Source organism: Aureimonas sp. AU40 (assembly GCF_001463785.1).
In the GTDB taxonomy this organism is placed as follows: domain Bacteria; phylum Pseudomonadota; class Alphaproteobacteria; order Rhizobiales; family Rhizobiaceae; genus Aureimonas.
Genome location: NZ_BBWL01000016.1, coordinates 142,825 through 165,454 on the forward strand (window position 1 = coordinate 142,825; position 22,630 = coordinate 165,454).

Here is a 22,630-nt window from a genome sequence, read left to right on the forward strand (position 1 = left end):
TACGAGGTGCGTTCAAAGCGCTCTGGCTCCTTCGTCCGAAAGATCGGCCCGCATGGAAAGGCTAAATGTCGCACCCGCGTCAAGGGCCGACCGGCAGGATATGACGCCGCCAAGACGATAGACCATGGCTCGAACATGAGCGAGGCCAATGCCTTCGCCCGGCTCGTTCTGCGTCCCGGAGCGCCGGAACAGGTCGAACACGCGGTCGTGGTCCTTCGGATCGATGCCGCGCCCGTTGTCGGTAATCTCGAACACGGCGCGCTCGCCTTCGCGCCGGCCCGTCACTTCGATCACCGGCGGGCGGTGGGGCGAGCGGTACTTCACGGCGTTCTCGATCAGGTTGGAGAAGATCTGCTCCAGACCCACGCGGTCGCTGACCAGCGAGGGCAGGGAGGAGACGCGAACCTCGCCACCGACCTCCTGAAGCTTGTGTTGCAGGCTTCCCTCGATGCCGGAGATCAAGGCGTTCATGTCGATCGGCTCGGGCGAGAGGACGCGCCGCCCCTCGCGCGACAGGCGCAGGATGGCGTTGATGAGCCGGTCCATCTTCTGCGTGGAGGCGCGAATGAAGCCGACCGCCTCGGGCAGGTCCTCGCGCACGGCGAGCCGCGCCTCCTCCGAAACGGGGAAGGCGCCCGCCGCCTCGGCCTGGGTCACCAGCTCGTCCAGCGGTCGGATCGCGGCCTCCATCTCGCTGGTGAACCCCATGACGTTGACCAGCGGCGAGCGTAGGTCGTGGCTAACGATATAAGCGAAGCGTTGGATCTCGTCGTTGGCGCGCTGCAGGTCGATGGTGCGCTCCGTCACCGCGCCTTCCAGGTCGTCGTTCAGCCGGGCCAACTGCCCGCTGGCCGCATGCAGCGCCAGAAGCGTGCGGCGCGTGACCCAGATGGTGCCGGCGGCCACCAGCGCCAGAAGCACGGCGGCCAGGGCGATGAGCCCGGACGCGACGCGCTGGCTGGCTTCCTGGCGCTCCAGCCTGACATGCATCAGAGCGCGCTCGTTGCGGGAGAGTTCGCTCGCCAGTTCGCGCACCACTTGGATGAGTTGGGTCGAGCGGTCCCAGCTGAAGGGGACATCGGTGCCGGGTGCCGCCCGCCGTCGCAGCGCCATGGACTGGCGGATCAGCGTCATGTGATCGTGGCTAGCCCTAGCCAGCCGGCTCACGATGTCCTTCTGCTGCGGGTTGTCGTTGACCAGGGCGCCCAGCCGCGCCAGCTGCGGGCCGGCGTCGCGCGCGCTGTCTTCCACGGACTTGGCGAAGCGCGGGTCGGGATCGAGCAGGAAGCCGCGCCGCGCCGTTTCGGACTGTTCCGACAGCGCGCGGAAATTGGCGAGCGCCAGCTCCACTTCCATGGAGTGGGTGACGCGCGCCGTGTTGTCGGCCACGCGCGAGACGAGCCAGGCCGTCGTGCCGCCGGCGACCACCAGAAGCGCGAACCCGGCGGCGACGGCGCCGGTGGTGAGTCGGGAAATCCGTTTCACGCAACGGCCCTTTCCCCAGGCGCGAGAGCCCCCGCGAAGCGCGCCGCCGTGCGCGGGAGGCCGACGAGGCGAGGCGGGGAAAGGGGAGATGTTAATTTCTCAGACATTTTGCCCGCACTGGCGAAAAGGACGGTTCCAACCGACATGGAAGCTCTGTAGGAAAGCGCCAGTCTTCCGGAAGCTTTCGCTTCCCGTCATAGTGAAGAGGAACCCCCATGACCATTCAGGGCGAGATGATCGTCGGCCACACGCTGGCCAAGGGCGCGAAGGGTGAGATTTTCGGGATCGAAGCGGCCACCGGCCAGCGCCTCGATCCGGCCTTCGGGGGCGCCACGAAGGACGACCTCGAAAAGGCCTGCCGTCTGGCCGACGAAGCCTTCGACACCTATCGCGAAACCGGGCTGGAGGAGCGCGCGCGCTTTCTGGAGGCGATCGCCGAGGAGATCCAAAATCTCGGCGACGCCCTGATCGAGCGCTGCTGCCAGGAAAGCGGCCTGCCGCGCGGCCGCATCGAGGGCGAGCGCGGCCGCACCATGGGCCAGCTTCGCATGTTCGCCGGCGTGTTGCGCGACGGCGGCTTCCTCGACGCGCGGGTCGATCCCGCCATGCCCGACCGCCAGCCCCTGCCGCGCCCGGACCTTCGACTGCGCAACGTGGCGCTCGGCCCGGTCGCGGTGTTCGGCGCCTCCAACTTCCCGCTCGCCTTCTCGGTCGCCGGCGGCGACACGGCCTCGGCGCTGGCCGCCGGCTGCCCGGTCGTGGCCAAGGCGCACTCGGCCCATCCCGGAACGTCGGAGCTGATCGGCCGCGCCGTTCTGGCGGCGGCCAAGCGCTGTGGCATGCCCGAGGGCGTATTCTCGCTTCTGTTCGATTCCGGCCGCGAGATCGGCCAGGGCCTGGTCGCCGACCGGCGCATCAAGGCCGTCGGCTTCACCGGCTCGCGCGGCGGCGGCACGGCGCTGATGAAGATCGCGGCCACGCGGCCCGAGCCGATCCCGGTCTATGCCGAGATGAGCTCGATCAACCCGGTGATCCTCTTCCCCGGCGCGCTCAAGGAGCGTGCGGAGGCCATCGCCAAGGGCTTCGTCGGCTCGCTGACGCTCGGCGCCGGCCAGTTCTGCACCAATCCCGGCCTCGTGCTGGCGGTCGAGGGCGAAGGGCTGGACGCATTTGCCGCCGCTGCCGCCGAAGCGCTGGCCGGCACCGCCGCCTCCGTCATGCTGACGCCGGGCATCCATGAGGCCTATTCGTCGGGCGTGTCGAAGCTCGCCGGCCATGCTCGCGTCGAGACGCTGGCCCGGGGCCAGGAAGGCGGCGCGCTGCGCGGCCAGTCCGCGCTCTTCGCCGTGTCGGCCTCCGAGTTCCTGTCCGATCCGCATCTCCAGGAAGAGGTGTTCGGCGCCTCCTCGCTGGTTGTGCGCTGCCGCGACGAGGCGGAGCTGACCGAGGTCGTGCGCAAGCTCGAAGGCCAGCTCACCGCCGCGATCCACATCACCGAAAGCGACCACGAGGCCGCCCGTCGGCTCCTACCGCTTCTGGAGAAGCGGGCCGGGCGCATCCTCGTCAACGGCTTCGGCACGGGCGTCGAGGTCGGCCATGCCATGGTGCATGGCGGCCCGTACCCCTCCACCTCGGACGGGCGCTCCACCTCGGTCGGCTCCAAGGCGATCGAGCGCTTCCTGCGCCCGGTCAGCTATCAGGACCTGCCGGACGCGCTGCTGCCGGCCGCGCTGAAGGACGCCAATCCGCTGAAGCTCTGGCGCCGCCGCGACGGCAAGCTGGTCGCCCCGGACGCCTGATCGCGATGCACGAGATCCAGCAGGTGGAGCCCTTCCGGCTGGACGTGCTCGAAGATCACGAGACGATCTCCCGCGTCGCCCTTCACCGGGGCGGCGCGTTTTCCATGGCCGGCGCCGTCGCCTGCCTGCCAGCGCGCGACGAGGCGGAGCGCATCGAGGCGACGCTGCGCGCGCTTCTGGCCGAGCTTGGGATCGGCGAGGGCGTGGTGCTGGTGGTCAACGGCTCGGCCGACGACACGGCCGCGCAGGCGCTCCGCGTGCTGCAGGCCGGCGCCGCGCCCTTTCTGCTGCTCGACATCGACTGGCGCGCGGGCCACGGCTCGGCGCCGCTCGCCCGGCGCCTCGCGCTCGACTGCGCCGATCAGCTTGCGCCCGGCGCGCATCTCTTCTCGCTCGACGCGGACACCGAGACCCGCCCCGGCTGGCGCGCGGCCTACGAGGCGGAGTTCGCGGGCGGTGCGGCCCTCGTCTGCGGTGCGATCGGCTTCGACCCGGCCGAGGCCGCGCTGCTGCCCCCGACCGACGAAGCGGCCGAGACGGTGCTGCGCGAATACCGCGCCGCCGCGCGCGAGATCGACGCCCGGCTCGACCCCGACCCGATCAATCCCTGGCCGCATCACGGCAATATCGGCGGGGCGAACTTCGGCCTGCGCGCCGGTGTCTATGCCGCTCTCGGCGGCTTGCCGGTGACGCCCTTCGGCGAGGACCGCGCGCTCCTGCGCCGCGCCCGCGCGCTGGGGCTTCCGGTGCGGTTCAGCGAAGGGCCTGTCGTCTGGACCTCCTGCCGGTTCGACGGGCGGGCGCGGGGCGGCTTGTCGGACGAGTTGAAGCGCTCGCGCAGCGAGAGCGACCCGCTGGTGGACGAGGCGCTGGAGCCGGCACCCGCTCTGGAGCGCCGCATCCGCGCGCGCCTCGCCTATCTCAAGTCAGGCGATGTCGGCGCACGCGCTCTCGTGGTGGCCGGGCTCGGCGTCGAGCCCGATGCGGTGGAAGCGGCCTTCCAGGCGGGTTCGCCCGGCGAGGCCTGGCTGCTGGTGGAAGCACAGAGCCCGGAATTGTCGCTCACGCGCCTCAGGCGCTCGCAACTCGCGGCCGAACTGCCCGCTCTTCTCAGGCTTCTGAATCGGGTGCGCGAAAGCGCAGGAGATCCATCCGATAGCGCTCGGTCCGCTCCGCACGCTCCAGCGTGAGCTTTTCCGAGGCGATCATCAGGAGGAAGTCGGCCGCGTCGTCGCCCGAAAGCGGCGTGTCGGTGGGGCCGAGATAGTTGACCAGCACCAGCCGCGCCCCCGGCCGGGCATGGTGGCAGGCCCGGGCCATCAACGCCTCGATCTCGGCTTCTGTCAGAAAATAGAGCATCTCCGAGAGAACCAGAAGATCGAAGCGAAGATCGGGAAACGCCTCCGGCATTCGCCCGACCTGGAACGTCACCCGGCCTGGCGCGCCGTGATGCGCTGTCGCCCGCGCGACGATGCCGGGGTCCAAGTCGAAGCCCGCGACGGTTCGGAACCGGCTGGCGAGCGCACCCGCCACATGGCCTTCACCGCAGCCGAACTCGATGGCGCTGTCGCCGCCTTCCTCCCCAAGGAAGCGCAAGAGCGCCTCGCGCTTCTCCAGCTCGTAGGCGGAATCGCGTGCGCCCCACGGGTCGCGGTCCCCGTCGTAAAGGGCGGCGAAGTGCTCGGGGCCGGGCGGCGAGCCCGGCATCCTGTGCCAGAACACGCATTCGAACGGGCCCTGGTGGTGGCGCAGGAACCAGTCCGGCAGGGCGAAGCCGGAAGGGTCATCCCCCACCACGCTGCCCATCTGCGTTTCGTGGCGCGCGATGGCGCGGGCCTTTTCCACGATCGGCGTTTCCACCCGAAACGGGGTCAGCCCGTCCACGTCCACGTCCAGCTCGGCGGGGTGGCGCATCGACCAGACGGGATAGGACAGTCGTCGCAGGCGCGGTCGAAGGCGATGCACGTTCTCGGCAAGGATCGCCGCCGCCTCGTGATCGGGATGCGGGTCGAAGGGGACGGTGGAGGCCAGCGCAGTGGCGCCGATCTCGTCGCAGAAGGCGGCGACGCGCTTGGCCGTCCCGGCGAAATCGTCGTGCCAGCGCGAGGCGCCGTCCGGCAGGGAAAGATGCAGGATCGGCGCGTCCTCGCAGCCGAGCTCCGCCATGGCCATGGCCTGTTCCTCGCGCCGTCGCGCGGCAAGGCGCTCGGCCGGCCACTCGGCGGACTGGCGATGCGAGCCCTCGCCATCGGTCAGCGCGACGAGGCCGACCGGACGGCCGGCATGGGCCATTGCGACGAGCAGGCCGGAGGCGCCAAGCGCCTCGTCGTCGGGATGCGGGGCGATCACCACCAGCCCGCCCGGGCCGGTCAGAAGCAGCGGGTCTACCACCGGCGCCGCGTCGTGGCGTGCGCACCAGTCGCCATAGCGGCTCATCGAAAAATCTCCGGCAGACGCGCGGCGAGCCGGCGCGCGTGTTCGAGAAGCACGGCGTCCGGGTTGGCCTGCCGCAGATAGGTTGATAGGTCGCGGATCGGGCGCGCCAAGGGATGCGCCTCGGCGAAGGCGGCAAGCCCGAGGCCTCGCTCCACCAGCTGGATCACCGTGAGCCCGGCCGATTCCACCCGCAGGCGGGAGAAGACGGCGAGCGAGGCGGCGAGATCGGCATCCGCGCCGCCTTCCACGGCCTGAACGGCGGCCTCCACCTGCAGCCGCGCGTCGCGCGCGGCTAGGATCGCCTCGCCGACGCGGGCACTCTGCAAGGGGTGGTCGAGCCGGTTCAAGGCGTGCAGCTCCTTCACGAAGCCGGAGACGAGCCGCTCGATCGCACCGAGCTGCACGGCCGCGCAGCGCCAGATGCCGCCCATGAAGAAGGGCTCGCGGCGATAGTCGTTGGGCTGGCCGACAATGCAGTCAGTGGAAACTTCGATGCCCTCGAAGCGAAACGTGCCCGAGCGCGAGGCGCGCATGCCGCGCATCCGCCAGCTTTCCGGCTCCATCCGGGCGATGTCGTCGACGCCCAGAAGCAGGAGGCAGAGCCGGTTTTCCGCGTCGGAATAGGGCACGAGCGCCAGCGACACGGCGCCGAGGCCAGAGGCGAAGCGCTTGGCGCCGCCGAGCCGCAGGCGATCGTTGCCCACGCTTTCCACCGTGAAGGGCGGCGACCCGTCCGCGCCCCAGACGCCGAGCAACGCGCCACCCTCCACGGCACCGCGCACCCGCGCCTGCTGCGCCTCGGTGCCGAACAGGGCGACGAGCTGGAGCACGTTGATATGGCCCTCGAACAGGCGGCCGACGCTGAGATCGGCGCCGCCCAGCCCTGCCAGCGCGGGCAGGGAGCGCTCGGCCGGGAAGGCGTAGCGATAGCCCCGCCCTTCCGGCGCGATGGGCGCGGCGAGAAGGCCGAGGCGGCGCAGCACGTCGAGTTCGGCGTCGGCGTCGGCGTCCGGCCCATCCTCCCGCGCCTCGGCAAGGCGCGCGATTTCCTCGATCGCTCCGGTCCACATCAGCTCCGAACCGTCCACGCAATCTCTCAAAACGGGATCTCTTTTCCTGAAAAACGAGGGCAACCGCGCTGAGGTGCGGCGAAGCAGCGGCAAAGCGACCGCAAGACCTGCCGCGAGCGGGCGCGGGCTCTACATCGCAGCTAGAAGCCGCGCCCGCCGGGGACAGGGCCGGCGTGGGTGACCATCGAAATAATGTTGGACGATCAGACCTTGCGGCCGCGATGCTCTCTCTGCGGCGCGCGCATGCTGGACGGGACGGAGCGGCGCCTTCGCTACGGCCCAGCCTTTGAGCGCGCCTTCGCTTTCGCCTGCGGCTCCTGCGGCGCGCTGTGGGACGGCCGGGATGGCGAAGCGGCCGAGCGCCAATGGGCGGAGCGGGCGCGCGGCGGCCGGGTCGAGCCGTCGCCGGAGGAGCCTTACGGCTTCGACGCCTATACGCTGCGCTCCGCCGCGACGCTTCATGGGTTCTGGGCCGAGCCGTTGGGCGCGGCGCAGGCCGATGCGCTGCGAGAGCCCCATTCGCCGCTTGCCGGGCGCGCCACGCTCCAGCCTCTCACCGGCGGACCGACAGAGCCGATGAGCGTCGCGATCCTCTGCCGGGAGCGGGAATTGGATGAGGCCCTGGCGCTGGCCGGGACCATCCGCGTCTGGTGCGACGACTGCGTGATCCTGATCGATGGCGAAGGGCCGGGGGAAGAGCGGCCCGGCCTTCGGCTCCATCGCCGCCCCCTTGCGGCCGATTTCAGCGCCCAGCGCAACGCCGCGCAGGCTCTGGCGCGCCACGAATGGGTGCTGCAACTCGATCTCGACGAGACGCTGGACGAGGCGGCGATCGCGGCCCTGCCGGGCCTTCTTGCCCGGCTTGGGGAGGAAACGGTGTCGATTGGTCTTCGCCGCGTCAATCTCGTGGACGGGGTTCGGGCCGATCTCTTCCCCGACACGCAGTATCGGCTGAACCGCCGTTCGCTGCGCTTCGAGGGATGCGTCCACGAGCGGCCCGTGCGGCCTTGGCAACGCAGCCTTCTGTTCCTCGGCGGCGGCCTCCGGCACCACCTCGCCCGCGCCCATGTCGAGGCGCGCTCGCAGCGCTACGAAAGCATGGCGCCGGGCGGCGGCCGCTTGTTCGAGGAGGTCGACCTCTTGCGCCCTTATCAGGCGTAAGGGCGAGGCCTTTTCCGCCTATCGAACGCTCGACCTGTTCATCGCTTGACGGGCGAGGCTCTGTCTTGCTCGCGCAACTCTGGAGACGGCGGGCAAGCGCCGCCGCCAGCCCGAGCCGGCCGTCAGGCAGGCGCCTGGAGCGCCCGTTCGTAGAGCGCTTTCGTTTCCCGGCCCAGCGTGTCGCGGTTGAAGCGACCGGCGGCTTTCAGGGCATGGGCGCGCAGATCGTCGCGCACGGCCGCGTCCGTCAGGATCGGACGGATGGCGTCGGCGAGCGCCGCGCCCGTGTCGCGCGACGCCATGCGCCCGGCGCCGGTGTCGCCCACGAATTCGCGTCCGCTGGCGTCCAGCGCGTTCGCCACCATGGGCCGGCCATAGGCGATGCCCTCCTGATAGACGAGGCCGAAGCTCTCGTAGCGCGAGGGGGCGAGAACGGCGTGCGCGCCTTCGTATTCCACCGCCAGCGCCTCCTCCCGCATCCGGCCGAGCGCGCGGATACGGGCGCGGGCCGGGGCGGGCAGATCGCCCGGCATGTCGCTCTCCGGCACGCCGACGAGGCGGATTTCGAAGGACGGAACGCGGCCTTGGTCCGCTTCCGTGCCCAGAATGGCGGCGGCCTCCACGATCATGTCGAAGCCCTTGCGATGCTCCGCGCGGCCGACGAAGAGAAGCCGCAGCACCTGGGTTCCGCCGGCTTCGGGATAGGTCGCGGCCTGCCCGCGCGCGATCGTCGCGGGCGGCAGGCTGAGGCCGACCACGGCATGGGGTTGCCGGCCGCTCAGGCCGTATTCGGCCGTGATGCGCCGGGCGTGGTCGCCCGTGTTGGAGATCAGCGCGGCGCTGCCCCGCGCCTGCCGCCGCTCCAGCCGGTCCGCCGCCCAGCCGTCCAGCCTGTCTCGCGCGGTCTTGGCGGGGTCGCGCGAGAAGGCGGCCGGCGTGGAGTTGCGGGTTACCAGCCGGAAGCCGTGCCGGCCGGTGAGCAGCGCGGCGGGGGCGTACCAGTTGGTGGCTTCCACGATTTGGAAGGGCCGGCTGGCGTGTTCGGCGAGGACCGCGCGGCGAAAGGCGAGCGGGGCGGCGAGATGCCCCGCGCCGCCGTAAAGGCGCAGGCGGCCGAGACCGCTGTCCTTCGCCAGCGGGCAGCCGACGATCGTGACGCCGCCCGCTGTCTCGCGCCCCTCGCGGTCGAGCGTGAAGACGGTGACCTCGCAGCCGGCGAGAACCAGACTCTCGGCGATCTCGCGCGCGGCGGTGGAAAGGCCGCTGGGGGAGGGCGGGTAGTCCCAGGCGATCAGGGCGGTGCGCATCAGACGGCCAGAAGCCTTTCATAGATTTGGACATAGCGCTCGGCCATGTGCCGGCTGGTAAAGCGCTCCTCGAAGCGCCGGCGCACGCCGGCCCGATCGATTGTGCCGATCCGCGAGAGCGCGTCCACCGCCTCCGCCTCGCTCTCCACCACGAAGCCGGTGACGCCGTCCTCCACGATTTCCGGCACGCTGCCGCGCCGCCAGGCGATCACCGGCGTGCCGCAGGCCATGGCCTCGATCATGACGAGGCCGAAGGGCTCGGGCCAGTCGATCGGGAAGAGCAGCGCCTCGGCGCCGCGCAACAGCGCGTTCTTCTGCGTGTCGTCCACCGGCCCGACATACTCCGCCCCGTCCGACAGGAGCGGGCGCACCTCGCGTTCGAAATAGGTGGGGTTGCCGACATCCACCGTGCCGGCGAGACGGATGGAGCGCCCGGCCGCCTTGGCGACGCGGATCGCCGCGTCGGGCCGCTTCTGGTCGGTCATGCGGCCGATAAAGGCGAGATAGGCGCCCGGGGCCGTCTCCAGCTGGTAGCGCTCGGCATCGATGCCGTGGTGCACGATGCCGGCGCGGTTGGCCTCCGGGATGCCGCTTTCCTGCGCGGCCGAGATGGCGGCGACGGGAAGGTCGGGAAAGGCCGCGAAGAAGAGCTGCCGGTCGAGTTCGTCCACCCGCCAGTGGATCGTCGTCAGGCTGTGGCGCCGCCGCTCGCCCAGAAGCGCGGCGTGGAAGAATTCGCCGTGGCAATGGACGATGTCGAACTCCCCCAGCCGCCGGCGCAGATGCTCCATCTGCACGGCTTCCAAGACCGCCGGAATGGAAGGCGGAACCTTGCCGTATTGAGTCTCCAGCGCGTGAAGACTGGGCAACGAGCCGACGATCGGCCCATTCGTCGCACTGTCGGTCGGAGCGAAGAGCGTTACTTCATGTCCAAGTCTTCGCAGTGCTGCGCTCAATTCTTGGACGATTCTTTCCGTACCGCCGTGATTTACGGGCGGCACGGGGAAAATGTTAGGTGCGACTTGGGCGATGCGAAGCATTTGGGGACCTGAACAAAACTCTTCCTCGCTCATTATGGGCGGATTGAGGGGTTGGAAAGGGAGACGGCCATGTTCTTGCTTCATGTCGCCCTGCAGGGCTGCCTGCGCGCCGACAATGTCGAATACGGCCTCACCGCCGACACAGGAGGGCACATTCGCTATCTCCTGGATCTGGTGAAGGCTTCGACGGCGGACGGTCCTGTGCGGCGCTCGGTGATCGCGACGCGCGGTTTCGAAAGCGAGCTCGGCGCCGAATACGCGCCGGCTCCGCTTCGCGTCGAGGCCGGGTTCGAGATCCTGCGGATCGGAACGGAGACGCCGTTCTATCTTGCCAAGGAAGAGCTTTGGCGCGAGGTGGAGTCCTTTGCCGACCGGCTCGTCGCCTGGATCGAGGCGCAGGACGAGCGCCCCGACCTTCTCCATGCCCATTACGCCGACGCCGCCAGCGTCGCCGCCATCGTGGAGGATCGCCTCGGCATTCCCTTCGTTTTCACCGCCCATTCGCTCGGCCGCGTGAAGGCCGATGTCATGGGCGAGAAGGCCGCGAAGGTGCCGCATCTCGGTCGCCGCATCGCGATCGAGGAAGCGGCCATCGCCCGCGCCTCGCTGGTGATCGCCTCCTCGCGCGACGAGGCCGAAGTGCAATATGCCGGCTACGAGGCCTACGATCCCGGCCGCATCCGCATCCTGCCGCCCGGCAGCGATCTCAGCCGCTTCGGCGCGGCGCGGGCCTGCCCCGAGGTCGAGGCCTCGATCGGCCGCTTCCTCGCCGATCCCGGCAAGCCGGTGCTCTTGGCGCTCGCCCGCCCCGTCGCCAAGAAGAACCTCTGCGCTCTGGTGCGGGCCTATGGCGAAAGCCCCGAGCTGCGCGAGCGCGCCAATCTCGTCATCATGGCCGGCAACCGGCAGGATCTCGCGGCGCTGGATGCCGAGATGGCCGGGGAAATCCGCGACATTCTCTGCCTGATCGACCGTTACGATCTCTACGGCCATGTCGCCTATCCCAAGACGCATCGGCCGGACGATGTCGCCGCTATCTACGCCTATGCGCGGGACCGGCGCGGAATCTTCGTCAACCCGGCGCTGAACGAGCCTTTCGGCCTGACGCTTCTGGAGGCTTCGGCCGTCGGCCTGCCGCTGGTCGCTACCGACAGCGGCGGCCCCAACGACATTATCGAGATGTGCGGCAACGGCGAGCTGGTGGACCCCAATTCCACCTTCGCCATCGCGGACGCGGCGTTGCGCATCCTGCGCGACACTGCCCTGTGGGATCGCTATTCCGCTGCCGGCGCCAAGGCCGTTGCTTCCTATGACTGGAGCCGTCATGCCGCGCGCTATCACGAGCTTCTGGCCTCGCTTCTCGCCCGCCGGGAGCAGGCGACACCGCCGCCGGTCGACCAGATCCTGATCTGCGACATCGACAACACGCTGGTCGGCTGCGATGTCGGCGTGCGTCGGTTCACGGAATGGCGCAGCGAGCAGGAGGGCATGGTGTTCGGCGTGGCCACGGGCCGCTCCTTCCACAGCGCCATGTCGATCCTGGAGCAACGCGACGCGCCGCGCCCGCAGGTGATGATCACCTCGGTCGGCTCGGAGGTCTATCACCTCGACGCCAACGGCACGACCTACACCGCCGACCCCGACTGGCGCGCCATCGTCCAGCGCGGCTGGAACCGGGGCGCCGTGCTGCGCGCGCTGAAGGGCCTTCCCGGACTGGTGCCGCAGGCGGCGCTGGAGCAGCGCGCCTTCAAGCTCTCCTATTTTAGTGACGGCGACCGCGAGGTCACGAGCCGCGTGCGGGCGCGGCTGGAGGCGGCGGGCCTGCGCTGCTCGGTGATCCACAGCCATGGGCGCTATCTCGATATCCTCCCCGTTCGCGCCTCCAAGGGCACGGCGGTGGAATTCGTGCGCCAGCGCTATGGCCTGCCGGAAAACGCTGTCTTCGTGGCCGGTGACAGCGGCAACGATATCGAGATGCTGCGCACCATTCCCCAGGCCATCATCGTCGCCAACTTCTCCGACGATCTCGCCAGCTTGCCGGCGCTCTCGCATTCCTATGTCGCGCAGGCGACCCATGCGCGCGGCGTCATCGAGGGCGTCCTCCACTTCCGCAGCAAGGCACGGCTGGCATGGCAATCAGCGCGCTGACGCTTGTTCGCGGGCGCGAGGCCCATCTTTCCAATTTGATAAAGAGCCTCGCGCTGCAGACCACCCGGCCGGACGAGCTGGTGATCGCCTGGATGCAGGACGCGCCGCACGCCAATCTGCCGGAGATCGGCATCCCCGTGCGCCATGTTCTCGTGCCGGGCGACCCGATGCCGCTTGCCGGCGCGCGCAACCGGGCGGCCGAAGCCGCGCGCGGCGAAACGCTGGTCTTTCTCGATGTCGACTGCATCGCCGGCCCCGATCTCGTCGGCGCCTACGGCAAGGCGGCGGCCGAGCGCGACGGGCTGTTCTTGGGCGAAGTCCTCTACCTGCCGGAAGCCGCCGTGGGCGAGCGGATCGACTACGCCGCGCTCGACCGGATCGGCCAGCCGCACCCGTCCAAGCCCGAGATGCCTGCGGAGGGCGTGCGCGAGGAGCCCAATTCCGGCGAGCTTTGGGGTCTCTCCTTCGCCCTCGCGCGCGAGCGCTATCTCGCGCTCGGTGGCATGGACGAAAGCTTCCACGGCTATGGCGGCGAGGAAACCGACTTCGCCGCCCGGGCCGACGCGTCCGGCCTCGGCTTCTACTGGACGGCCGGCGCGCGGGCCTATCACCAGCACCACCCCGTCCACGTCCCCCCGCTGCACCAGTTCGACCACATCCTTCGCAACGCCCAGCGCTTCCACGAGAAGCACGGCCGCTGGTGCATGGACTACTGGCTCGGCCAGTTCCGCGACCAGGGCCTGATCGGCTGGAACGAGCGCGAAGAGCGCATCGAACTCCGCCGCCGGCCGGACCCGGACGAGATCAAGCGGGCCTTGCAGCCCGGCGAGCGCCTATTCAGCTAACCGGAAAGGGCGCCCGCGAGGCGCCCTTTCCGTTTGAAACGCTTCTTACGCGACCACGCTCAGCGCCGGGCCGTTCTCGTCCTCGGCCTCCCCCTCCGCCGCGCCGTTCCACAACTCGTCGCAGAGGCCTTCCAGCCAGCCGGCGGCCTTTCTGGCGGCGTCGGAATCGTAGAGGGTGCGGATGGCGTGCGGGTCTAAGGCGCGGGCGCGGTCGAGGAGGGCGCGCCAGCCGGCGAGGTCGCCCGGCCAGACGGGCTCGCTCACGGCCGCGCCGAGCCGCACCAGGGCCTCGCTCTTGCGGGCCTGCTCGCCGAAATAGCGCCATTCCGGCATAACCACCAAGGGGCGTCCGACGCGGGCGATCTCGTGCACCGTGTTGTCGCCGGCCGAGGCGATGACGATGTCGGCGGCGGCGAGATAGTCGGTGACGCCTCGGACCCAGCCGAGCTCGCGCAGGTTGCTGAAATCGGTCTCGTGCCCTTCGCGGTGCGTGGGGCCGAGCACCAGCCAGAGCGCGTCCGGCGCGGCGCGCGCGGCCACCGTGAGCGGCGCATAGGGCGTGCCGCTTCCCCCGCCGCCGGTCAGCACCACGATGATCTCGCGGGCCGGGTCGAGCCCCAGGCGGGCGCGGGCCTCGGCCTTGTCCGGCACGTCGTCCTCGGTGGTGCAGAGCCCGCCGGAATAGAAGGTCTTGGCGCGCAGCGCGGCGGGATAGTCGTCCTGCTCCATGCGCTCGTCGAAGGGGGCGAGCATGCCGACCGCCGCCTCGTAGGCGCCGATATGGCCGATGTCGGACCGGTCGCCATGCATGCGGATCTGGATCGAGGGAATGCTGGCGACGCGCGACAGGAGACCGATCTCGGAGGAAACGTCCACCACGAAAAGGCCGGTGCCGCGATCGTCGAGATGGTCGAGGATCGTGCGCATGGTGCGGCGCATCTCGGAAACGCCGAGCGGCACGCAATGCATGACGCTGGGCGTCGGCTCGGCGAAGAGGCGCGGCGTCGGGACGCCCGCGCCGATCATGTTGGGCAGGGTCACGATCTCGATGTCGCGCGAGAAACCGTCGAAGAGATGCGGCCCCGCCGTCAGCACCGAAACGGGGCGGTCCTTGGAGAATTCCGAGGCGAGCGCCATGGTGCGGTTGGCATGGCCGCGCCCCTGATGGTGGACGAAGAAGGAGATGGGTTTCTTCAAGAGGCGCCGGGCTCCAGGAAACAGCGGGGAAAGCTGCAAGGGAGTCCGCATATCGGCCCGCCCGGCGAAATGGCGAGTCCGAGGAAACGTGGCGGGGAAACGATCCGCCGCGCGCAATCGTCGCGGCGGAAGGGAGCGGACCGCGCCGGGGAGGGCCCGCTCCCGGCGCTCAGCGGGTGAACAGCGAGGGCTTGTCGAAGCGCGGCGCGGACGCGGCGTCCCGGTCTCCCGGCGGGCCCATGGGCGGCGGCGGGGGAGGCGCCCCGGCCCCGCGCGGGCCGCCGGGGCCAACGAAGGGAGACGGCAGATCAGAGAGCAGGCGATCGGCCGTTGCCCGCTGGGCCGGCGTCAGCGCGGCGCCGAGCGTGTCCATCGCGCGCGACAACTCGGCCGCCGCTTCGCCGCGCCGGGTCTGCGCCTCCAGCATGTGCTTGAAGCGCTCCACACCACCCGTCTCGTCTCCGGCGCGCGGGCCGGGCCCGCCGGCCTCGGCCAGCGCGATCGCGGCCTGCGCGAAGCTGCGCCAGGGCGCCTGCTGTTCCGGCGTGATGCTGAGCGCGATCTCGGCGGCCGCGAGCTTCTCGGCCACGAACCAGAGCGCGCCGCCGCCGGCCCGGGGCGGGGGAGGGAGCCGTTCGCCCGGCGCGGGGGCTGCTTCGGCCATGGGGTTGGGCGGCGGGGGCGGGCTCGCCTCCTGAGCGCGCGCTGCGGGGAGAAGCGCGAGGGACATGAGCGATCCCATGGTGAGCGCGGCGATTCGGCGTCGCATCGTCTGTCCTCCTTCAGTGTCGATGCGCCTGATCTAACGCCTGGATCGGAACGAAACGTGGCGGCGCGGTTTCGAAGCGTTGCGAATCTTGGCGAAGGCGCCGCAAAGTTTCGCAACAAAAAGACGGCTTCCGCCCCGCGCGATCCGCGCTATCGACAGGCGAAAGCCTGTTTTTAGGAATTTGTCGGCGAAGAGCGAGCGAGACAGCTGCGGCGCCTTTGCAGGTCTCGATATGCTCCCGCGGCACATCTTGGCTCGCCAACCTGCGAAAACCACATGGTCGGACCGCTCGAATCGAGTTTCCAGACAGGCTCCGAGGACGAAGTTTTCCGCGACAGGGCGGGCCGGACGCGAGGCAAGAGCCGATGAGCTTGGGGATCAGGATTCTGGTGGTGGACGACGACGCCGAGATCCGGCGCCTGCTCGGCCGCTATCTGGAGGAACAGGGCTTCGACGTCCGCCTCGCCGCCGATCGGCGGGACTGCGAGGCGCAGCTTGCCGCCGAGACCTTCGACCTGATGGTGCTCGACGTCATGCTGCCGGACGGCTCGGGCCTCGACATCTGCCGTGAGGTGAAGGACCGGACGCCCGAACTCGCCATCATCCTTCTCACCGCCCTGAAGGAGGATGTGGACCGCATCATCGGCCTGGAACTGGGCGCCGACGACTATCTCGTGAAGCCCTTCAACCCGCGCGAATTGGTGGCCCGCATTCGCGCCGTGCTGCGCCGAGGCGGTGCGGCGCCCGCGCAGGCGATCCCGGAGCCCGAGCCGCCGAGCTACCGGTTCGAGAGCTTCCGCCTCGACCCGTCCTCGCGCCGCCTGAGCGACGAGGCGAGTGGGCAGGACATCGAGCTGACGGGCGCCGAGTTCGACCTGCTTCTCATTTTCGTGGAGCGGCCCGGCCGCGTTCTGTCGCGCGACATGCTGCTGGAGCTTCTGCACGGGCGCACCACGAGCGATCCGTTCGACCGGACGATCGACGTGACCATGAGCCGGCTGCGCAAGAAGATCGGCGACAACGGCGTGTTCCGCCTGTTCAAGACGGTGCGCAATGGCGGCTACCAGTTCGCCGCCCGCGTCGACAAGGCGTAACGGCATGATTTCGCTGCGCAACCGGTTGGCGCTGCTCCTCGGCGCCGCCATCGTCGGCGTCGTCGTTCTGGCGACGGTGGTGACCTTCCAGATCGTGGAGCGGCCGCGCCGGGCCGATTTCGAGGATGTCTTCGCCCAAGGCGTGGAACTGGCGCTTCGCCTTGCGCAAGGCTCGGGCGAGCGCGCCCGCGCCGCCGGGATCGAGGTGGGGCCGAAGCCCGATTTCACCGAGATCGCGCGGCCGCAGACCGAGGCGCTGAACCTGCGTCTTCGCGAGGACGGCGTGAGCGAAGAGGTGGTGATCGGCACGCATGGCGAAGGTCGGTTCGACATCGCCGTGCCGCTGGCGGACGGGCAGTGGATGCGCCTTCGCACGCTCGGCCGCCCGCCTTCTCCGCTGGGGCCGCTGGTCGCCTATCTCTCGCTGGTGACGCTCGGCGCGCTGGCGGTGGCGCTGTTTGCCGCGCGCCGCATCACCGGCCCCTTGCGCGTTCTGGAGGAGGCGGCGGCCTCGGTGCGCGCCGATGGCACGCTGCCTCGGCTGGAGCCCGGCGGCCCGGCCGAAATCCGCGCGACGGCGAGCGCGCTCAACCGCTTGTCGGAGCGCCTGCGCCTTGCCACGGAAAGCCGGATGCGCCTTGTGGCCGCCGCCGGCCACGACCTGCGCACGCCGATGACCCGGATGCGCCTTCGCGCCGAGTTTCTGCCCGAGGAGGAGCGGCAGGGCTGGCTGAAGGATCTGTCGGAGCTCGACGAGATCGCCGACAGCGCCATCCGCCTCGTGCGCGAGGAGGTGGCCGAGGAAGGGCGCGAGCCCGTCGCCCTGCGCCCGCTTCTGGCCGAGATCGCGGAAGAGCTCGGGGCCATCGGACGGCGCGTCCGGCTGGAGCCGGGCGTGGAAGGGGAGGTGCCAGGCCAGCGTCTGGCGCTGAAGCGCGCCCTGCGCAATCTGGCCGAAAACGCCGCGACCCATGGCGGCGGCGCGACGCTGCGCCTCGAAGCGGAGGAGCAGGGCCAAGGGCTGCGCGTCTTGGTGGAGGATCATGGACCCGGCATTCCGCAGGACATGCTGGGGCAGGTGTTCGAGCCGTTTTTCCGGGTCGATGCCGGCCGGCGCAAGACGCATGGCGGCGCCGGACTCGGCCTTGCCATCGCCCGCGAGATCCTGGAGCGGCACGGCGGCACGATCCGCATCGAGAACCGGGCCGGTGGCGGACTGCGCCAGACGGTGGACCTACCTGGGGCTTGAACGGATTTTTGAGATCGCGGTGTTCGGGTTTGGCCGGAGGGGTCTGCGGTTTCCAGCGCGCAGCCTACGGCACGGATCGGATCGTGTTCGCGCCAAGCGAACTCGTCCCCTGACCGCCGCCACGGCCGGTTGCGGCTCCATCGCATTTCCTTCTGGCGCCTTCGTCGGCGGCCATGAGCCGAATGTCCTGAAGGCCTCTACCAGCTGACCAGGCGGGCCAGACTGCCGGCGGCGGCGAGCGTCGTGTCGTGGGCGGTGGAGAGCGAGCGCGACAGGAGTCCGGCGGCCGGCGTTTGCGGCGGGTGCAGCGCCTGGGCGACGGGGCCTTCTATTTCCGCTTCGCCGACGATCTCTGCCGGGGCCGGCTGCAACGCCGCGAGGCGGGCGCGGCCGGAGACGACGGGGGCGGAGCTATGATCGGCCTGCCGGCGCCGCACCAGCGGGTCCTGCGTCTCGCAGATCGGGCGGCATTGGTCGAACAGGAGAACGCCCTCGGCCCGCGCCGGCTCGAAGGCGGCGGTCCGGATCGGCTCGGCGCGCTTGGCCGGGGCCGCGAGCGACACGGGCAGGCGCAGGTTCTCCGCCACCACGCTTTGGCGCTGACTGTCCGCGAAGAGCCGCGCGGGAACCGGCAGGCGCGCTTCGCGAACCGGCGCGGGCGCGGCGGCGGGCACGGGTGCGGGCGGTTCAACCACTGCGGCTACGGCCACGGCTCCGCGCGCCTCTCCCATCGTTCCCGCCAGATCGAACGAGGGTAGCACCACGGCCTCGCGCCGCGCCGCGTCGATGCCGGCCTCGTCGGCCATGCCCGGCCAGGCGACGTCGCCAAGGCCGAGATCGATACGGCTCGCCGCGTTGAGGGTCAGCATCACCGCGCCGGACAGGAGTATCTGGCCGGCGAAGCGCCGGGCCAGGGCGCGCAGAAACGGGGTGGTGGGGGAGGCCTGTGTCGCCATGTCCGATGTCCCTGTGGATCGGATGGCAAGGTGCGCTGTTTGGGCGACACCAGTGAGGCCGCTTCGTTACGTTTTGTAGCCCAAACTTCCGAAAGATTGCGGGCCGTTCACCGGCCTGCCGCAGGCAGGCAAGCGCCTGATCGCGCTCGCCTTACACGTGCGACATGTCTCAGATCGCGCTCAGCAGGACCGAGGCGGCATAGCCGCAATTGGCCAGAATAAGGCAGAAAACGGCAAAGGAGCCGAGATCCTTGGCCTGTTTGGCGAAGTCGGAAATCTCCGGCGACACCCGGTCCACGATCACCTCGATCGCCGTGTTCAGCGCTTCGCCGGCGAGCAGCACCAGCATGAGGACGATCTGCACGAGGAAATCGAGCGGGCTGGCGCCGACCAGGGCGAAGAGCGCGAGCAGCGCGCCGCCCGCCATCAGCTCGTGACGGAACGCGGTCTCGCTCAGAATGCGCCGAAAGCCGGCGAAAGAATAACGCGCGGCGGCGAAGAGATGGCCCGCGCCACGCTTCTTCTCGTGCGCGGCCGGTCGGTTGAGCGAAAGATCGAGGCTCATGCGCGAAGTCCGATCGAAGCTGAGGGAAACCGCCCTGACCCGTGAGGGGCCGAGAAGGCGCGAAACCAAGGCTGTAGACCGGAGCGGAATCCGTCATCAAGCCTAAAAATTTACGTGAGGCGGCGAATGGGTTGCCCAAGCGGTTGTTTGTCCGACTTCGGACCATGTGACGCGTCTTGCGGAAAAGAGCGAGCGCAGGGTTGCGGAAGGGTTCAAGTCTTGCCGCTGGGAGGGGCGAGCCCCGGCCCTTCGTTTGGAAACAGCAATGCCGGCCCCAGGGGAGCCGGCATCTTTCATCAGGCGGGCGGGGCCGCTTAGCTGGCGAAGCGTTCCTTGCGCAGCGTGCCGTCGAAGTTCAACTCCACGGTCACGTCGCGGCCGCTCTTGTCCTTGGCCTCGGTCTCGACATGGCGCGGATGGGCCTCGTAGCCGCCGACATAGGTGTAGCCCAGCCGTTCGACGGCGGATTTGGCGCCGGCCTCGTCCAGCGTCGCCACATAGGGCTCGCGCTCGGCGATCGCGTTGTCCTCGTCCACCTTCACGCTCCAACGCTGGCCGCTCGCGTCGGTCGCGGTGAACTCGGCATGGTGGCGCTTGGCGTCCTGAAGCGTCACGTCCTTGTAGCCGGCGTCGGTCAGAGCCTTGGCGGCGGCGTCCTTGTCCACGGACGAGGAATCCCACCAGCCGCCGCGATCCTCGCGGCCGGCGCGCTCCTCGTGCGGCGGGCGGGGGCCGTCGCGGCCCGGGCCGCCCGGTCCTTCGCGACCGGGGCCATCACGCCCCGGACCTTCGCGGCCAGGACCATCACGACCGGGGCCACGATCGGGGCGCGGGCGCTCCAGGGCGATGCGTTCGCCCCCGCCGACGCTGATCCCTTCGGCATGGACCTCGCCGCCCCGGAAGGCGCCTTCGACGCTCACCGTGTCGCCGACCTTGACCAGATCGCCGCGGTCACCGCGCGGGCCGGTCTCGACCAGCGTGCGACCGGTGGCGTCCTCCAGCACAAAGCGGTTGCCGAAGAGTTCCGCGACGCGGCCTTCGAGACGGATGGCATTCATGTCGCGCAATTCGTTGACCTTCACGGGAGCGGCGGTGGCAGTGGCGGGTGCGGGCGCGGCGGGCGCCTGGGCGAAGGCAAGGCCCGAGCCGGCCAGGACCGGCGCGGCGAGGGCGGCGAGGGCGAGACGGCGCTTGAGGGAAAGCTTGGGGGCTGGCATCGGAAAATCCTCTTTCCGTGTTGCGGATGGAGGCTTTCTAGAGGAGGGCGTGAAACCGCTGCTGAACCGGGCGGTTCAGTTTCCGTTCAGCCGGCGGGGCTAGGCGCGGTCTGCGTCGGGCTCGCCCATAAGGCCCCTCACGAAAGGACTGATCCCATGCGCGTTCTTCTGGTCGAGGACGATGCGGCCCTGGCCGGCGAGATCGCCAGCGCGCTGCGGGCGGAGAATTTCGCCGTGGACCGGGCCGCCAATGGCGAGGACGGGCTGCATCTCGGCGACACCGAGCTTTACGACGCGGCGGTTCTCGATCTCGGCCTGCCCGATATCGGCGGCATCGAGGTTCTGCGCGGCTGGCGCGACGCCAACCGCTCGCTGCCCGTCCTCATTCTCACCGCGCGCGACGGATGGAGCGACAAGGTGCAGGGCTTCAAGGCGGGCGCCGACGACTATCTCGTCAAACCCTTTCGTGTCGAGGAACTGGTGATGCGGCTGCGCGCCCTGGTTCGCCGCTCGCGCGGCCATGCCGACGCGCGCATCACCTGCGGGCCGATCGGCTTCGACGCGCAGGTCGGCACGTTCGAGAAGGACGGGCTGCCCTTGAAGCTCACCGCGCTGGAATGGCGCGTCCTGTCCTGCCTTATGCTACGCAAGGAGATCGTCGTGCCGCGCGCCGACCTGATCGAGCGCGTCTACGAGGGTGACGCGGAGGTGGACAGCAATTCGGTCGAGGTCATCATCGCGAGGCTTCGGCGCAAGATCGGCCATGGCATGATCGAAACCTCGCGGGGCCTTGGCTATCGCCTGACCGCCGAGGGGGCGGGCGGCGCGTGAGGGCGCCGCTTCGCCATCGAATGGCGGCGCTGGTCGGCGGCTCGCTGCGCGCGCGCCTCGTCGCCTCGGCGGCGCTGTTCGTGCTGGTGGCCATTCCGCTCACCGGCCTCGTGCTCGCCCATGTGATGGAGGGCGTGGTGCGCGCCGAGGTGGCCGGCCGGCTCGACCTGCAGCTCTCGGCCTTGCGCTCCGCGCTGGATGATGGGCCGCCGCTGCGCCCGCCCGGCCTGGGTGATGAGAACGGCCCGCGCGAGGAGAACGGTCCACGCGAGGACGTCGGGCCTCGCGGCGAGGAGGGGCCGGGTGGCCGGGCGCCGGGTGGCCGACGAGCGGGGCTTCGCCTGGACTGGCTGGGGCCGGAGCGCCCGCCCTTCGACCGGCCGGACACCGGCTGGTACTGGCGCGTCACCGTGGACGGGCGCGAGGCGGCCGCGTCCCGCTCGCTCCGGCGCGAGGCGCTCGACCTGCCGGAGCCGGACGACGAAGAACCCGGCCCGCCGCATCGCCTCGCCAGCGCGCAGACGGGCGAGGGCGAGGCGCTTCTGGTGCGTTCGATCCGCTTCGAGCGGGACGGGCGCGAGGTGCGGATCGACGTCACTGCCCCCCATGCCGCGTTGACCGCGCCGCTGCGCGACGCCGTGCTGGCGGTCGCCGGCACGCTGGCGCTTCTGGGCGTTCTGCTGATCGCGGCGATCCTGGTTCAGGTCCGCTTCGGCCTGCACCCGCTGGAGCGGTTGCGGGCCTCGCTCGCAGCGGTGCGCGAAGGGCGGCGCGAGCGGATCGAGGGGCCGCAGCCGGCCGAGCTTCGCGCGCTGGTCGGCGAGCTCAACGCCCTGATCGCGCAGGACGCGGCGCATCTGCGCCAGGCGCGGCTGCATGTCGCCAATCTCGCCCACGGGCTGAAGACGCCGCTGGCGACGCTCAGCGCGGCGGCCGAGCGCATCTCGCCGCCCGAGCGGCGCGACGAGATGCAGGGCCTGATGGAGCTGATGGACCGGCGCATCCGCCACCATCTGCGCCGTGCTCGCACGGCGGCGCTGGGGGGCGCCCGGCGGCACGCGGACGTGACGCGCCATGCCGGCGATCTCGCCGCCATGCTGGAAAAGTTCCGCGATCGCGACGGGCTGCGGATCGAGGCCCGTCTGCCTGCGGGGCTGGTCGCGGCCGTGGATGGCGAGGATCTCGACGAGATGCTCGGCAATCTCCTCGACAACGCGCTGCGCCACGCCCGCTCGCTGGTGGTTCTGGAAGGCGCGCTTGCGGATCGGGAGGTGCTGATTCGGATCTGCGATGATGGACGCGGCCTGTCGACGGACGAGATCGCCACGGTGCGCCAGCCCGGCCGGAGACTGGATGAGAGCCAGCCGGGCCATGGGTTCGGCATCCCGATCACCGCCGAAATCGCCGAGCTTTACGGCGGGCGACTCGATCTCGGCCGGGCCGGAGAAGGCGGTCTGGAAG

The 22,630-nt window shown here is 70.2% G+C and carries 19 protein-coding genes; 9 read left to right on the top strand and 10 right to left on the bottom strand.

Annotation, left to right across the window (positions count from 1 at the left end):
- Positions 1–12: 12 nt before the first annotated feature.
- Positions 13–1,485, bottom strand: coding sequence for a sensor histidine kinase (locus AUL32_RS06475; protein WP_202814381.1), 1,473 nt, complete (start codon positions 1,483–1,485; stop codon positions 13–15).
- Between the two features lie 215 nt (positions 1,486–1,700).
- Here AUL32_RS06475 and AUL32_RS06480 point away from each other — a divergent pair, with 215 nt between their 5' ends.
- Together AUL32_RS06480 and AUL32_RS06485 are read left to right on the top strand one after the other, a co-directional pair.
- On the top strand, positions 1,701–3,284 hold the full coding sequence (locus AUL32_RS06480) for an aldehyde dehydrogenase (NADP(+)) (RefSeq protein WP_062112827.1): 1,584 nt from the start codon (positions 1,701–1,703) through the stop codon (positions 3,282–3,284).
- Between the two features lie 5 nt (positions 3,285–3,289).
- Positions 3,290–4,474 (top strand): glycosyltransferase, encoded by a 1,185-nt coding sequence (locus tag AUL32_RS06485; protein WP_062112830.1) that lies wholly within the window; start codon positions 3,290–3,292, stop codon positions 4,472–4,474.
- On the opposite strand, the gene AUL32_RS06490 is transcribed toward AUL32_RS06485, so the two are convergent.
- Together AUL32_RS06490 and AUL32_RS06495 are read right to left on the bottom strand one after the other, a co-directional pair.
- The gene (locus tag AUL32_RS06490; protein ID WP_062112832.1) at positions 4,395–5,720 is read right to left on the bottom strand and encodes a PIG-L family deacetylase; all 1,326 of its coding nucleotides are present in this window, start codon (positions 5,718–5,720) and stop codon (positions 4,395–4,397) included. The genes AUL32_RS06485 and AUL32_RS06490 overlap by 80 nt on opposite strands.
- Positions 5,717–6,808 carry an acyl-CoA dehydrogenase family protein gene (locus AUL32_RS06495; RefSeq protein ID WP_062112835.1) on the bottom strand — a complete coding sequence of 364 codons (1,092 nt, stop codon included), beginning with the start codon at positions 6,806–6,808 and terminating at the stop codon, positions 5,717–5,719. Before AUL32_RS06495 ends, AUL32_RS06490 begins: the two co-directional genes overlap by 4 nt.
- A gap of 225 nt (positions 6,809–7,033) precedes the next feature.
- Here AUL32_RS06495 and AUL32_RS06500 point away from each other — a divergent pair, with 225 nt between their 5' ends.
- Positions 7,034–7,951, top strand: a complete 918-nt coding sequence (locus AUL32_RS06500) for a hypothetical protein (protein WP_156421345.1) — start codon at positions 7,034–7,036, stop codon at positions 7,949–7,951.
- Positions 7,952–8,073: 122 nt separating this feature from the next.
- On the opposite strand, the gene AUL32_RS06505 is transcribed toward AUL32_RS06500, so the two are convergent.
- Positions 8,074–9,258 carry a glycosyltransferase family 4 protein gene (locus AUL32_RS06505; protein WP_062112841.1) on the bottom strand — a complete coding sequence of 395 codons (1,185 nt, stop codon included), beginning with the start codon at positions 9,256–9,258 and terminating at the stop codon, positions 8,074–8,076.
- On the bottom strand, positions 9,258–10,298 hold the full coding sequence (locus AUL32_RS06510) for a glycosyltransferase family 4 protein (RefSeq protein WP_062112843.1): 1,041 nt from the start codon (positions 10,296–10,298) through the stop codon (positions 9,258–9,260). Before AUL32_RS06510 ends, AUL32_RS06505 begins: the two co-directional genes overlap by 1 nt.
- Positions 10,299–10,367: 69 nt before the next feature.
- Here AUL32_RS06510 and AUL32_RS06515 point away from each other — a divergent pair, with 69 nt between their 5' ends.
- Positions 10,368–12,446 (top strand): HAD-IIB family hydrolase, encoded by a 2,079-nt coding sequence (locus AUL32_RS06515; RefSeq protein WP_062112846.1) that lies wholly within the window; start codon positions 10,368–10,370, stop codon positions 12,444–12,446.
- The gene (locus AUL32_RS06520) at positions 12,428–13,291 is read left to right on the top strand and encodes a glycosyltransferase family 2 protein (protein WP_062112848.1); all 864 of its coding nucleotides are present in this window, start codon (positions 12,428–12,430) and stop codon (positions 13,289–13,291) included. Before AUL32_RS06515 ends, AUL32_RS06520 begins: the two co-directional genes overlap by 19 nt.
- 45 nt (positions 13,292–13,336) lie before the next feature.
- On the opposite strand, the gene AUL32_RS06525 is transcribed toward AUL32_RS06520, so the two are convergent.
- A complete protein-coding gene (locus AUL32_RS06525; RefSeq protein ID WP_062112851.1) occupies positions 13,337–14,488 on the bottom strand; it encodes a glycosyltransferase in 1,152 nt (383 codons plus the stop codon).
- A gap of 169 nt (positions 14,489–14,657) precedes the next feature.
- Positions 14,658–15,257, bottom strand: a complete 600-nt coding sequence (locus tag AUL32_RS06530) for a Spy/CpxP family protein refolding chaperone (RefSeq protein ID WP_062112854.1) — start codon at positions 15,255–15,257, stop codon at positions 14,658–14,660.
- Positions 15,258–15,622: 365 nt separating this feature from the next.
- Between AUL32_RS06530 and AUL32_RS06535 the strand changes: the two genes are divergently transcribed.
- Positions 15,623–16,351 carry a response regulator gene (locus AUL32_RS06535; protein WP_062112857.1) on the top strand — a complete coding sequence of 243 codons (729 nt, stop codon included), beginning with the start codon at positions 15,623–15,625 and terminating at the stop codon, positions 16,349–16,351.
- Positions 16,352–16,355: 4 nt separating this feature from the next.
- The gene (locus AUL32_RS06540) at positions 16,356–17,600 is read left to right on the top strand and encodes an ATP-binding protein (RefSeq protein ID WP_062112860.1); all 1,245 of its coding nucleotides are present in this window, start codon (positions 16,356–16,358) and stop codon (positions 17,598–17,600) included.
- Positions 17,601–17,797: 197 nt separating this feature from the next.
- On the opposite strand, the gene AUL32_RS06545 is transcribed toward AUL32_RS06540, so the two are convergent.
- The 3 genes from AUL32_RS06545 to AUL32_RS25065 form a co-directional block, all read right to left on the bottom strand.
- Positions 17,798–18,556 (bottom strand): hypothetical protein, encoded by a 759-nt coding sequence (locus AUL32_RS06545; protein ID WP_062112862.1) that lies wholly within the window; start codon positions 18,554–18,556, stop codon positions 17,798–17,800.
- Between the two features lie 169 nt (positions 18,557–18,725).
- On the bottom strand, positions 18,726–19,121 hold the full coding sequence (locus tag AUL32_RS06550) for a diacylglycerol kinase (protein ID WP_061977279.1): 396 nt from the start codon (positions 19,119–19,121) through the stop codon (positions 18,726–18,728).
- Between the two features lie 314 nt (positions 19,122–19,435).
- Positions 19,436–20,338, bottom strand: a complete 903-nt coding sequence (locus tag AUL32_RS25065) for a hypothetical protein (protein WP_062112864.1) — start codon at positions 20,336–20,338, stop codon at positions 19,436–19,438.
- Between the two features lie 156 nt (positions 20,339–20,494).
- Here AUL32_RS25065 and AUL32_RS06560 point away from each other — a divergent pair, with 156 nt between their 5' ends.
- Together AUL32_RS06560 and AUL32_RS06565 are read left to right on the top strand one after the other, a co-directional pair.
- Entirely contained in the window at positions 20,495–21,169 is a 675-nt protein-coding gene (locus AUL32_RS06560) for a response regulator transcription factor (RefSeq protein WP_062112867.1), read from the top strand.
- A partial coding sequence (locus AUL32_RS06565) for a sensor histidine kinase (protein WP_156421346.1) occupies positions 21,166–22,630 on the top strand: 1,465 nt, incomplete at its 3' end. The genes AUL32_RS06560 and AUL32_RS06565, both read left to right, overlap by 4 nt.

Coding starts and splice junctions, on each gene's coding strand:
- AUL32_RS06500 (WP_156421345.1), top strand. CDS start 7,034: ATGCTGGACGGGACGGAGCGGCGCCTTCGCTACGGCCCAGCCTTTGAG.
- AUL32_RS06530 (WP_062112854.1), bottom strand. CDS start 15,257: ATGCGACGCCGAATCGCCGCGCTCACCATGGGATCGCTCATGTCCCTC.
- AUL32_RS06515 (WP_062112846.1), top strand. CDS start 10,368: ATGTTCTTGCTTCATGTCGCCCTGCAGGGCTGCCTGCGCGCCGACAAT.
- AUL32_RS06505 (WP_062112841.1), bottom strand. CDS start 9,258: ATGCGCACCGCCCTGATCGCCTGGGACTACCCGCCCTCCCCCAGCGGC.
- AUL32_RS06480 (WP_062112827.1), top strand. CDS start 1,701: ATGACCATTCAGGGCGAGATGATCGTCGGCCACACGCTGGCCAAGGGC.
- AUL32_RS06560 (WP_062112867.1), top strand. CDS start 20,495: ATGCGCGTTCTTCTGGTCGAGGACGATGCGGCCCTGGCCGGCGAGATC.
- AUL32_RS06550 (WP_061977279.1), bottom strand. CDS start 19,121: ATGAGCCTCGATCTTTCGCTCAACCGACCGGCCGCGCACGAGAAGAAG.
- AUL32_RS06520 (WP_062112848.1), top strand. CDS start 12,428: ATGGCAATCAGCGCGCTGACGCTTGTTCGCGGGCGCGAGGCCCATCTT.
- AUL32_RS06540 (WP_062112860.1), top strand. CDS start 16,356: ATGATTTCGCTGCGCAACCGGTTGGCGCTGCTCCTCGGCGCCGCCATC.
- AUL32_RS06485 (WP_062112830.1), top strand. CDS start 3,290: ATGCACGAGATCCAGCAGGTGGAGCCCTTCCGGCTGGACGTGCTCGAA.
- AUL32_RS06490 (WP_062112832.1), bottom strand. CDS start 5,720: ATGAGCCGCTATGGCGACTGGTGCGCACGCCACGACGCGGCGCCGGTG.
- AUL32_RS06510 (WP_062112843.1), bottom strand. CDS start 10,298: ATGCTTCGCATCGCCCAAGTCGCACCTAACATTTTCCCCGTGCCGCCC.
- AUL32_RS06535 (WP_062112857.1), top strand. CDS start 15,623: ATGAGCTTGGGGATCAGGATTCTGGTGGTGGACGACGACGCCGAGATC.
- AUL32_RS25065 (WP_062112864.1), bottom strand. CDS start 20,338: ATGCCAGCCCCCAAGCTTTCCCTCAAGCGCCGTCTCGCCCTCGCCGCC.
- AUL32_RS06545 (WP_062112862.1), bottom strand. CDS start 18,556: ATGGCGACACAGGCCTCCCCCACCACCCCGTTTCTGCGCGCCCTGGCC.